11 protein-coding genes are annotated in these 11,599 nt (G+C 48.4%); all 11 read right to left on the reverse strand.

Annotated features, from left to right (window positions below):
• Positions 1-93 precede the first annotated feature (93 nt).
• The 11 genes from dapA to KJS65_RS12085 all read right to left on the reverse strand — a co-directional run bounded on the left by dapA (position 94) and on the right by KJS65_RS12085 (position 11,576).
• Complete coding sequence (gene dapA / locus KJS65_RS12035) at positions 94-975, reverse strand: 4-hydroxy-tetrahydrodipicolinate synthase (protein ID WP_213650020.1); 882 nt, start codon at positions 973-975, stop codon at positions 94-96.
• Between the two features lie 53 nt (positions 976-1,028).
• Positions 1,029-2,246 (reverse strand): aspartate kinase, encoded by a 1,218-nt coding sequence (gene dapG / locus KJS65_RS12040; RefSeq protein WP_213650021.1) that lies wholly within the window; start codon positions 2,244-2,246, stop codon positions 1,029-1,031.
• An 18-nt stretch (positions 2,247-2,264) separates the two neighbouring features.
• Complete coding sequence (locus KJS65_RS12045; RefSeq protein WP_213650022.1) at positions 2,265-3,311, reverse strand: aspartate-semialdehyde dehydrogenase; 1,047 nt, start codon at positions 3,309-3,311, stop codon at positions 2,265-2,267.
• A gap of 50 nt (positions 3,312-3,361) precedes the next feature.
• Entirely contained in the window at positions 3,362-3,958 is a 597-nt protein-coding gene (locus KJS65_RS12050) for a dipicolinate synthase subunit B (RefSeq protein WP_136604754.1), read from the reverse strand.
• Positions 3,955-4,854: a dipicolinate synthase subunit DpsA gene (gene dpsA / locus KJS65_RS12055; protein WP_213650023.1), complete on the reverse strand. Its 900-nt coding sequence runs from the start codon at positions 4,852-4,854 to the stop codon at positions 3,955-3,957. Before dpsA ends, KJS65_RS12050 begins: the two co-directional genes overlap by 4 nt.
• A gap of 153 nt (positions 4,855-5,007) precedes the next feature.
• A complete protein-coding gene (dut, locus tag KJS65_RS12060; protein WP_213650024.1) occupies positions 5,008-5,454 on the reverse strand; it encodes a dUTP diphosphatase in 447 nt (148 codons plus the stop codon).
• Entirely contained in the window at positions 5,429-6,658 is a 1,230-nt protein-coding gene (locus tag KJS65_RS12065; RefSeq protein WP_374706181.1) for a M16 family metallopeptidase, read from the reverse strand. Before KJS65_RS12065 ends, dut begins: the two co-directional genes overlap by 26 nt.
• Positions 6,659-6,775: 117 nt before the next feature.
• On the reverse strand, positions 6,776-7,765 hold the full coding sequence (locus KJS65_RS12070) for a polysaccharide deacetylase family protein (RefSeq protein ID WP_213650026.1): 990 nt from the start codon (positions 7,763-7,765) through the stop codon (positions 6,776-6,778).
• Positions 7,766-7,961: 196 nt separating this feature from the next.
• Positions 7,962-10,058: a polyribonucleotide nucleotidyltransferase gene (gene pnp, locus KJS65_RS12075; RefSeq protein ID WP_213650027.1), complete on the reverse strand. Its 2,097-nt coding sequence runs from the start codon at positions 10,056-10,058 to the stop codon at positions 7,962-7,964.
• 148 nt (positions 10,059-10,206) lie between these two features.
• A complete protein-coding gene (gene rpsO, locus KJS65_RS12080) occupies positions 10,207-10,476 on the reverse strand; it encodes a 30S ribosomal protein S15 (protein WP_044478403.1) in 270 nt (89 codons plus the stop codon).
• Positions 10,477-10,628: 152 nt separating this feature from the next.
• A complete protein-coding gene (locus tag KJS65_RS12085) occupies positions 10,629-11,576 on the reverse strand; it encodes a bifunctional riboflavin kinase/FAD synthetase (RefSeq protein WP_213650028.1) in 948 nt (315 codons plus the stop codon).
• Between the last annotated feature and the right edge of the window lie 23 nt (positions 11,577-11,599).

An 11,599-nucleotide genomic window follows, 5' to 3' on the forward strand; every position in this document is an offset into this window, starting at 1 on the left:
AGAGTTATCGTACCCCAAAAAAGTAGGCGTTATTTGCAAAAAAACAGCGCCCGCAATGGACGCTGTTCACCATTTTTTGAGTTATTCTTGGGATTACAAGGAAGCTACCAGTTCGCGGATAAATGCTGCTTCCGATTCACTAGGATCAACCAGAGGCAAACGGACTCCGCCCACAGAATGACCCAGCTCATTCAGCGCATATTTCAGAGCCGAAGGATTAGGTACCGGTGCAGGGCATTCGAACAAACCCTTAAATACCGGGAACAGCTTCTGATGAAGCTTGGCTGCCCCGGCAACCTCGCCATTCAAATACGCTTGAATCATATCCTTCATGGAGGCTCCGATGATATGGCTTGCTACGCTAACGATCCCGTAGGCTCCAACAGCTAATGCCGGCAATGTTGAAGCATCATCACCTGAATAAACCCTGAAGGAATCCGGTGCGCCTGCAGCAATTTGTGTTACCTGTTCGATGGATGCACATTCCTTTGTAGCCACAATGTTCGGAATCTCAGCAAGACGAAGCGTCGTTTGTGCACTGATGCTTGCTGCCGTACGTCCAGGGACATTATACAGCATGACTGGAAGATTTGTGCTGCGAGCTATCGCTTCGAAATGACGGTACATCCCTTCCTGGCTGGGCTTATTATAATAAGGCACAACCAGCAAAGCTCCATCGACACCCAGCTTTTCAGCTTCCTGTGTCAGATGAATCGAATGCTCGGTGCTGTTGCTGCCGGTACCTGCAATAATTTTGCAGCGGCCTTTGGCATGCTCGAGCGCGAATGCAAACAACTCAAGCTTCTCTTCCTCGTGGAGTGTTGGCGATTCGCCCGTTGTACCGCAAATCACAAGAGAATCCGATTTTTGTTCTTCAATCAAATAATCAATGATTTTTGACGTTTCCGCCCAGTTGATTTTCCCGTTCTCGTCAAAAGGCGTGATCATGGCTGTAATCAGTCTTCCGAAATCCACTTGTATAACCTCCTCAAACGATAGGGCATGCTCATGAAGTAGTAATTTGATATTTAACGGTGAAGTTCAAATTTGGTATGAAGAGCACGCAATGCCTGCACCATATCTTCTTTTTTAACAAGCACCCATATCGTTGTATTTGAATCCGCAGATTGCAGGATTTGTATATTTTGTTCACTGAGTGACTCTACAATTTTGGCCATGATGCCGGGTACTCCATTAATGCCACCGCCAATGACTGACACCTTTGCACATCCGGAAAGAGCTCTGGGGTTGAGTCCCAGATCTCGAAGAACCGTAACGGCACGGTCCGAATCGAAGTCAAACACGGTATAGACGGCTCCCGTAGGGGTTACATTTATAAAGTCAACGCTGATGGAATTTCCAGCCATCGCCTTGAAAACCTGAAGCTGAAGATTATGCCCTCCCTCTTCACAATCAACCGTAATCTGTGTCACATTGCTTACATAAGCTATACCCGTAACATAACGGTCCATAATTCCCTGTTGAACGTCTTTGAAGCCTTCCGGCTGGGTAACCAGTGTGCCTTCGTCCTCAGAGAATGTGGAACGCACCCGAACCGGGATTTGGGACTGCATAGCGATCTCTACTGCCCTTGGATGAATGACCTTAGCGCCGTACTGGGCCATGTTGCAAATTTCAGCATAGCTGACAAACGGCAGCGGTCTGGCATCCTCCACGATCCTTGGATCTGCGGTCAAAATCCCGTTCACATCTGTGTATATATCCACCATTTCAGCATGAAGCGCAGCACCCAATGCCGTAGCCGAAGTATCACTGCCGCCTCTTCCTAATGTCGTGAAGTCACCTGATTCCGTTTGTCCCTGGAAGCCGGTCACGATCACAACTTGATGCGTTCCGAGTTCCGTAACCACCCTTTCAGGACGAACATCCTTGATTCGGGCATTACCGTATTGATCATCCGTGAGGAAGCCTGCTTGGGCTCCCGTCAACACGATTGATTTTACTCCTTCGTGCTCCAAGAGGGTGCAGAGCGTGGTTGCTGAAATGATTTCACCACAGCACAGCAGTAAATCCCGCTCGCGTGCAGGCAGAGCGTCTCCGTTCTGGGCTGCCCAGTCCAGAAGCGTGTCGGTAGCATAAGGCTCGCCCTTGCGTCCCATAGCAGACACCACGACAACGAGCTGGTATCCAGCGGAAAGCTCACGCTTGATATGTTTGATGACAAGTTCTCTTGCCTGCGGTGTAGAAAGTGAAGTACCACCGAATTTTTGAACTAAAATACTCATTTCCATTCCTCCATACGACTAAGAACACGCGGAACGTTTGGCTGCAATAATCTCAGCAATTTGCACAGCATTCCATGCTGCACCCTTTATCAGATTATCAGACACAATCCACATGTTAAGGGCTTTGCTCTCACCAAGATCTCGGCGCAAACGCCCTACAAAAACGTCCGGTTTTCCTGCGGCATCGGTCGCAAGCGGATAGGTTTGGGAAGCCGGATCATCCATAACGGTTATTCCTGGCGATTCCGCCAATAGGTCTCTTACGTCTTCCAGTTCAAAGTCTTTCTTAAGTTCGACATATACAGATTCCGAGTGACCGTAAACAACAGGAATACGGACACAGGTTGCCGTTACATCAATCGATTCATCACGCATAATCTTTTTTGTTTCTCGTATCATTTTCATTTCTTCGAGTGTATAGCCGTTATCCTGGAACTTATCAATTTGCGGAATCGCGTTAAAAGCAATCTGATGCTTCACAGGCAGTGAACCCACCGGCAAAATATCCGGTTTAATCTCATTGCCCTCCAGAACCTCTTTGCTTTGGCGAAGCATCTCGTCAATTGCACGACTGCCTGCACCGGAAACCGCCTGATAGGTGGAAACGATAATGCGTGAAATGCCGTACGCATCCTGCAGAGGCTTAAGTGCAGCCACCATTTGGATGGTCGAGCAGTTCGGGTTGGCGATAATGCCATTATGTTCATCAATTTGCTCCGGATTAACCTCTGGAACGACCAGCGGTGTATTCGGATCCATGCGAAAAGCGTTGGTGTTGTCTATGCAAACCGCTCCAAGCCGGACAGCGTGGGGTGCAAGCTCTTTGCTGACATCCCCCCCGGCGCTGAACAGAGCAATATCAATGCCTTCAAAACTTTCAGGGGTTGCTTCTTCTACTGTTATGTCTTGACCTCTAAAGTTAATGATCGTGCCTGCAGAACGTGCAGAAGACAGCAGTTTCAGATTGGAAATCGGGAATTCCCGTTTATCCAACAGACCCAATATTTGCTCTCCGACTGCTCCCGTCGCTCCTACAACCGCGACATTAAACTTCTGATTGCTCATTGCCGTATCTCCCCTTCTCAATGATGACTATTTCTCTATAATAGTAGCAATTAAGCTGAGAAAATCCGCTGAAGAATCATAGGTTGAAGCTGTCTTCCTTCCAGTGCGGCGTAACATGCCTCAGGAATTAAATCCATATGAGCTACTAGTGAATTTGGTTTCTGATGCGGGCTATCCTGGCCGAAAGGAACAAAGTAAATATTTTTCGTCACTAAAAGCTTGGCGATATTGGCTGCATTCAGCCCGAGTCCGTCATTCGTGGAAATAGCCAGCACAAGCGGACGCAGGTTTCTCATCTGAGCCTTGGCGGCCATAAGAACCGGACTATCTGTCATCGCGTTTGCCAGCTTGCTTGTTGTATTTCCGGTGCACGGGGCAATCACCAGTACATCTAGTAATTTGGACGGTCCCAGCGGTTCTGCTTCAACAATTGTTGAAATAATATCACTACCCGTAATATCTTTCAACTGCTGCAGCCAATTTTTGGCCGTTCCAAAGCGCGTATCCGTCACTTGCACCGAATTGGATACGATTGGCACCACCTTGGCTCCTTCATCCACAAACCGCTTCACCTGCGGCATAATTTCTTCGAGTGTGCAGTGAGATCCTGTGATTGCGTAACCTACCGTCTTACCCTGCCAATTCATTCTACATCCCCCCGAGTCTTGAACTCATCCGAAATCAACTGTACCAGCGTGTTGGCAATAATCAGACCAGCTGTTTTGGGAGCTACGATTCCGGGAAGACCAGGGGCAAGCAGCGCCTTGATCCCCCGCTTCTCCGCGTACCGGAAATCGCATCCTCCGGGAGCGGAAGCAAGGTCAATAATGACGGTGCTTGTAGGCATTTTAGACAGGATTTGCGCTGTGACTATCATAGTCGGAATCGTGTTAAAAATCAAGTCAATATTGCTCACATGATCCGTCAAATCCCTTGTCAGAAAAGGCTCCCAGCCCATGACCTCCGCCCGCGCGACATCCTTATCGGCACGGACTCCCACCTTGACTTTTGCTCCCAGACCCTGCAAACTTTTGGCCATTGTAAAGCCGGTTCTGCCTAGACCGAGCACCATGCAATCCGATCCATGTATCGTAAAATCCGTGTTCTGAATAGCCATAACAAGCGCGCCCTCAGCGGTCGGAATGGAATTGCTGATCGCTACTTCATCGCGGTCCAGCAGTTCAACCAGCTTAATTTCATGATGCGCGCACAGACTGCGCAGATAAGGTTTCGCCATGCCGGTGTATACCTTGCAGCCCTTGCGCAATGATGCCATATGTTCATCCTGCAGCTTGAGCGGCTCATTCGAGAACTGCGTATGGATGATACCATTATCATCGCAACCCACAACAGGAAGGACCAGGACATCCGCGGCAGCAAGCAGCTCAGCCGTCAAATGATCCCTGGTCACTCCCTGGAGCTTCTGCTTCAGATTGTCAAAGCCGACAACACTGACGGTGGCATCCATCTCCGAACATTTACGGATCACCTCGATCTGACGCGCATCCCCGCCTAGGAATACGATTTGGACTCCTGTCAGCATAAGGATGTCACTCCTTTCAAAAAACACTGTTATGGAGCATCTTATGCCGCAGCCTAGCATTCGGTGAAAACGCCTGAACAAGAGGCGGAGAAAAAACATAAAAAAAAGCCTGCCAGCAGCTCCATTAAAAGGAACCCGGCAGACCTCATCTTACTATTTACCTGTATGACCAAACCCACCGGCACCGCGTACGGTCTCGGACAGTGCTTCCACTTGTTCAAACTGAATCTGCGGCACCTCCTGGAATACCATCTGGGCGATCCGTTCATTGCGTACAATTGCGAAAGGTTCCTGGCCCAGATTAATGAGAAGCACCTTCACCTCGCCGCGGTAATCCGCATCAATCGTTCCAGGTGTATTCAAGCAGGTAATTCCATGCTTCATAGCCAGTCCACTTCGCGGACGGATCTGCGCTTCCAGTCCCTCAGGCATGGCTAGAGCAAAACCTGTTGGAATCAGCTTGCGCTCACCAGGTTGCAGCACAATCTCCTCCTCTACGGCTGCGTACAGGTCGTAACCTGATGCAGAAGAAGACATTTTTTCCGGAATCCGCACATCTTCATGACCGGGGAGTTTATGAATTTGAACGTAATGCAACAAAATCATCCCTTCTAAGTCCAGCAATCGCTTTATCAGATGCTCCAACCATGGCTAGTGCAAAAGGCTCGCTGAATAATCTGTCCAGCACAGCGTCGACATCCTTCATGCTGACGTTCTCAATTTTTTCGATCATTTCATCCAGGGTATTATGCTTGCCCAGCATGAGTTCGTTTTTGCCGAGACGATTCATCCGGCTGCCCGTTCCCTCAAGACTGAGAATCAAGCTCCCCTTCAGCTGTTCCTTACCTTTCTTCAGCTCGTCTTCCGTAATGCCGTTCCGGGCAATGTCAGACAGCACTTCCTTGGTCAAATCCAGCACATCTTTGGTTTGTTTTGGCGCTGTTCCTGCGTACACGGTAAACAACCCGCTATCTTCATTAGAACTGTGGTAAGAATACACAGAATACGCGAGACCTCTTTTTTCACGAATCTCCTGAAATAGTCTCGAGCTCATTCCGCCGCCAATGGTGTTGTTCAACAAAATCATGGCATATTGAAGCGGGTCATGAATGGAGCAGCCTGGCAATGAGAGGCAGATATGGTTCTGCTCCGTCTTCTTTTTGTGATACAAAAGATTGCTGTGGAAACCTGGTGTCTCGATTTCTTTGACTTCACTATGGTTATTAAACTGGCCAAAGTGGCGCTCCAACAGTTCTACGACATTATCGTCAATATTGCCTGCTACGCTGACAACTGTATTTTCAATGGTATAATGCTCATTCATATATGCTTTCAGCTCCGCCGGCCCCATTGGATCAAGCTGCTGCTTCGTTCCCAGAATCGGGTAAGCGAGCGGATGGTCGCCGTATACCGCTTTGGCCATCAAATCATGCACAAGGTCATCCGGCGTATCTTCGTACATGGATATTTCCTCAAGAATTACGTTCTTTTCTTTGGTGAGCTCTCCCTCATCCAGTGTGGAACGGAAGAACATATCGGACAGCATATCCACCGCAATTGGCAAATGCTCATCCAACACTTTGGCATAATAGCATGTGTACTCCTTCGACGTAAATGCATTCACATTGCCGCCGATGGCATCAAACTGCTCAGCTATGTCTTTTGCGTCAAAACGCTCTGTACCTTTAAAAAGCATATGCTCGATAAAATGCGAAACTCCGTTATTGTTGGGGTTTTCATGCCGTGAACCCGTTTTAACCCAAATTCCAAAAGAAACGGACCTGCATGTCGGTATTTTTTCCATTACAACTCTAAGGCCGTTGGTAAGCTTTATTTTTTTCACGCGATAGGCCCTCCTAAAATGATATCAATCCAATGGCTTTTGACGCATTCCCTATCCTACCAAAAAACATGTCCCCGCTCAACTGGTTGGCGGGATGATGCGTTCAGGTGAAAGTGTTTGGCTGACCGTCCCCGGAACCAGACCTTTCTTCTTAATAACCCTGATTATGCCCTGCAGCGACTTGGATGAAGACGCCGTCGGGTGCATCAGAATAAGTGTCCCTGCCTGGACCTTGTTCGAAATTTTATTCACAACCGATTCCGGCGAGGGGTTGCGCCAATCTACGGTATCCAGTGTCCAGAGGACTGTTTTCAGACCGAGGCCGGCGGCAATCTTAACCGTTTGTTGATTAAAATCCCCCGACGGCGGCGCGAACCAAGTATTTTCCACACCCAGACTCTCCTTAAGGAGCTTCTGGGTTTTGCTGATTTCCATAGAGGCGCGGTACTCGCTAAGCTGGCTCATATTGGGATGGGTGTAAGCATGGTTTTCAAGCTCATGACCGCGTTTTTGAATTTCCTTCGCCAGTTCCGGATTCTTTTTCAACCAGCTTCCATCAAAAAAGAAGGTAGCCTTTACCTTCTCTTCATCCAATATATCCAGCATCGGAACGATGAACTCGTTGCCCCAAGCCACATTGATCATAAGCGCAACCATGGGCTTATTGGGATTTCCCCGGTAAATCGGCTCTGCCCCCAAATCCTCAAGACTTACCTTTGGGGGAATTTGGCGGTATACATATGTAATCGGAGAGGAGGACCGGGCCGCTTTGGCCTGCTTATAAGTCTCTTCCGCATCAATTTCCAGTCCATTATAACCGGGAATCGCCTTCCAAACACGGTCTAGTACCGCGTCCACAGGCTGAATCCGGGTCTGTTCTCTCTTTTCAAGGATCTGTTTATAGAGGGGATCCTGCTGCTTCAGATCATTCGCCTTGGGACCCCATGTGCTGACTGCCGCCGGCTGTTGTCTGGCCTCCTGAATATATTCGCCAACAACACCGGTCTGGCCAATACCCACCACGGTTGCAAAACAGGCCAGCAATACCGCACCCTTTCTTCCGTTCATAGCTCCGCTCATCTCCCTTACCCGCTTTGTCCCATCATATGAACAAGTCCATCGGAATATGATATAGAGAAGAACGGCCGGACACCATCTGAATAACGGAAATTTGAAAAAAAAGAGCCAGAAGTGGTTACATTCTGCCTCTTTCGCAAGACCTGTCAGTCTTGTTGAACTGTCATAAAATTGGATGTCGAACAGCTTACGCTTTGGTTTCTGCTGTCAACACGGCTTTACGGGACAGGTTGATACGACCCTGCTGGTCAATTTCGGTCACCTTCACGGTAATCGAATCGCCAATAGCGACAACATCCTCAACCTTCGCCACACGCTCGGTGGACAATTGGGAAATGTGTACCAGACCCTCTTTGTTCGGAAGAATTTCGACGAAAGCTCCGAACTTCTCAACGCGTTTCACTGTGCCGACGTAAATTTCGCCAATCTGCACTTCACGAACGATGCCTTCGATAATGGAACGAGCCTTCTTGTTCATTTCTTCGTTAGCGGAAGCGATGAATACGCGGCCATCCTGTTCAATATCAATTTTAACACCGGTTTCTTCAATAATCTTATTGATGATTTTACCGCCTGCACCAATAACATCACGGATTTTGTCCGGGTTAATATTCATAACATCAATCTTAGGCGCATAAGGAGACAAAGATTCTCTTGGCTGCTTTATGGCTTCCATCATTTTACCCAGAATGAACATGCGTCCTTCTTTGGCCTGTTTCAGTGCATCCTGCAAAATCTGGCGGTCAATACCGTCAATTTTGATGTCCATCTGAATGGCGGTTACACCTTCTGCGGTACCGGCTACTTTAAAGTCCATATCACCCAGATGGTCTTCCATGCCTTGAATGTCCGTCAGAATGGATACATGCTCGCCGTCCTTGATCAGACCCATCGCCACACCTGCAACTGGAGCCTTGATCGGCACACCTGCATCCATCATGGCCAGTGTGCTTGCGCAAATACTTGCCTGGGAAGTCGAACCGTTGGATTCCAGTACTTCAGAAACCAGACGAATGGTATAAGGGAATTCCGTTTCAGAAGGTATCACCTTAGACAATGCTCTTTCGCCTAGTGCGCCATGACCGATCTCGCGGCGTCCTGGTGCACGGAGCGGACGGGCTTCGCCAACACTGAACGGCGGGAAGTTGTAATGGTGCATAAACCGTTTGGTTTCCTGCAGGTCGATTCCATCGAGAATCTGCACGTCGCCAAGTGCTCCAAGCGTACATACGCTAAGCGCCTGTGTTTGACCGCGTGTAAATAAACCGGTACCATGCGTCCGTGGCAGAATGCTGGTATCACATTCGATCGGACGGATTTCATCCAGTTTACGGCCGTCAGGACGAACCTTATCATGCGTGATCAGGCGTCTGACTTCTTCTTTTACAATATCATGGAGAACTTCTTTGACGTCGCCTAAGAGCTCAGGAGTCTCTATGTATTGCTGTTCAAAGTAAGTTACGGTTTCATCGTTAATCGCATCAATGGCATCCTGACGTGCATGCTTCTCAGCTATGCGCACAGCTTCAACCAAACGGGCTTCCGCAAATTCACGAACCTGCTTGTTCGCTTCAGCGTCAACCGCATGCAGTTTGACTTCCATTTTCGCTTTGCCAACTTTTCCGACCAATTCTTCAATCACTGCAACGATTTTCTTGATTTCGTCATGGCCGAACATAATTGCTTCCAGCATAATATCTTCCGGCACTTCGTTCGCTTCCGCTTCAACCATCATAATTGCATCTTTGGTACCGGAAACAACCACGTACACGTCGCTGACTTCCTGCTGAGCAATGGTTGGGTTGATAATGAATTGTCCGTCGATACGACCAACCACTACACCGCCAATCGGACCATTAAACGGCACATCAGAGATGCTGAGTGATGCCGATGTTCCGATCATTGCCGCGATTTCCGGTGAGCAATCCTGATCCACACTCATCACCAGATTAAGGACTTGTACATCATTACGGAATCCTTCAGGGAAGAGCGGACGGATTGGACGGTCCGTGAGACGGCTCGAAAGAATCGCCTTTTCACTTGGACGGCCTTCACGTTTGATAAATCCTCCTGGAATTTTACCTACCGCATACAATCTTTCCTCATAGTTTACGGTCAGCGGAAAAAAGTCCAGGTCCTTAGGTTCACTTGAAGCAGTTACAGTACAAAGAACAGCTGTTTCCCCATAACGGACCATCACAGCGCCATTGGCCTGCTTTGCGAGACGTCCCGTTTCAAGAATAAGGGGTCTTCCACCCAACTGCATTTCAACACGACTTTCCATGAAATCCCTCCTTTTCATTACACATTATTCCCAGCTTTGGGTGAATTCATATAAGGCCTGCATAAAAAGCAACCCGGTTGCCACCGCTGTCACTCCTAAAAGGACAAACGGTGAACAACCAGGCTGCTTTAAGTAGACCATACGGATATTAACGACGCAATCCGAGTTTTTCAATCAGAGCGCTATAACGTCTAACATCTTTGTTTTTCAAGTATGCCAACAGCTTACGGCGTTGACCAACCATTTTCAACAATCCACGACGGGAATGGTGATCTTTCTTGTGCGTACGCAAGTGATCAGTCAGGTTGACAATGTTCTCCGTAAGGATAGCAATTTGCACCTCTGGAGATCCTGTATCGGACTCATGAGTTTTGTGCTCTTCGATCAGTTGTTGTTTACGTTCTTGAGTTAATGCCATCCTATTCACCTCCTTAAAATATATAATCGCCGTTAGCCTCGTTACCGTCGGTGAGATCGAGTAACCAAGCCAAGGTTATATGCCACTGTCTCCAGCGACGTTTATCAGTATAGCATACTTCACCGGAAAAAGTAAATGATAGCCAAACATGATTATTTGGACGAGTCCAAAATCCGTCTGGCCGTGTCGGCATCTGCCTGGATTTGAGCAACCAGCTCCTGGATGGAAGGGAATTTCCGTTCCGGCCGAATATAGGAGATCAGTTCTACAGTCAACTGCTCGCCATAAATATCACGGTCGAAATCCAGAAGATGAACCTCAAAGCTCGGTGCAGTCACACCTTCTTGAAAAGTCGGTTTTACACCTAAATTCATCACGCCGGACAACCATTCCCCCTGAACCAGGGAACGGACGGCATAAACGCCCTTGGCAGGAACCACAAACTTATCTTCAATCCGTAAGTTTGCCGTTGGAAAACCGATGGTTCTTCCACGTTTGTCTCCGTCAATCACTTCGCCCCGAAGGCGGTAAGGATGTCCAAGCAGCCGGTTTGCCTCTTCCAATTCGCCGGTTTGCAGTGCTTTGCGAATCGCAGAGCTGCTCACCTTTTCACCTTCCTGCTCGAAAGGCGGGATAATCTCCACATTCATTTTCCCATTTCCAAGCTCACGCAGCATCTCCGCATGTCCCTCGCCCTTATGGCCGAATCGGAAGTCGAAACCTACAATTGCAGTTTGGACGCCCAATGTCAGTAGCATCCCTTCCACAAAAGCTTGCGGGCTCAGCTGGGAAAAGGATTCGCTAAATTCCACCACATAGAGAAGATCTACGCCCATTGCAGCAAGCAGCTCCTGCTTTTCTTGCAAAGGAGTCAGGTTGCCTTCATAGTTCCCCTTCTTCATTACATCCTTCGGATGAGGATGAAAGGTCATCACTGCGGATGGAATTCCCTTTTGCTGAGCGAGCCGAACCGCAGAAGTTATGACACTCGCATGTCCCTGATGCACACCATCGAATTGTCCGATCGCAGCAATTTGCGGACCCGCATTCTCTTCGATAATGCCAGCGGTTAGAGGATAGGATAAATTTACAGTCTTCACAACGTTCTCACCTGCAATTCGAT

It is taken from the genome of Paenibacillus sp. J23TS9 (assembly GCF_018403225.1).
Taxonomy (GTDB): Bacteria; Bacillota; Bacilli; order Paenibacillales; family Paenibacillaceae; genus Paenibacillus_AQ.

Excerpts from the sequence above, each read along its gene's own strand:
- pnp (WP_213650027.1), bottom strand. The coding sequence starts at position 10,058 with ATGGAAAGTCGTGTTGAAATGCAGTTGGGTGGAAGACCCCTTATTCTT.
- dpsA (WP_213650023.1), bottom strand. The coding sequence starts at position 4,854 with ATGCTGACAGGAGTCCAAATCGTATTCCTAGGCGGGGATGCGCGTCAG.
- KJS65_RS12045 (WP_213650022.1), bottom strand. The coding sequence starts at position 3,311 with ATGAGCAATCAGAAGTTTAATGTCGCGGTTGTAGGAGCGACGGGAGCA.
- dapG (WP_213650021.1), bottom strand. The coding sequence starts at position 2,246 with ATGAGTATTTTAGTTCAAAAATTCGGTGGTACTTCACTTTCTACACCG.
- KJS65_RS12070 (WP_213650026.1), bottom strand. The coding sequence starts at position 7,765 with ATGAACGGAAGAAAGGGTGCGGTATTGCTGGCCTGTTTTGCAACCGTG.
- KJS65_RS12050 (WP_136604754.1), bottom strand. The coding sequence starts at position 3,958 with ATGAATTGGCAGGGTAAGACGGTAGGTTACGCAATCACAGGATCTCAC.
- KJS65_RS12065 (WP_374706181.1), bottom strand. The coding sequence starts at position 6,658 with ATGGAAAAAATACCGACATGCAGGTCCGTTTCTTTTGGAATTTGGGTT.
- rpsO (WP_044478403.1), bottom strand. The coding sequence starts at position 10,476 with ATGGCATTAACTCAAGAACGTAAACAACAACTGATCGAAGAGCACAAA.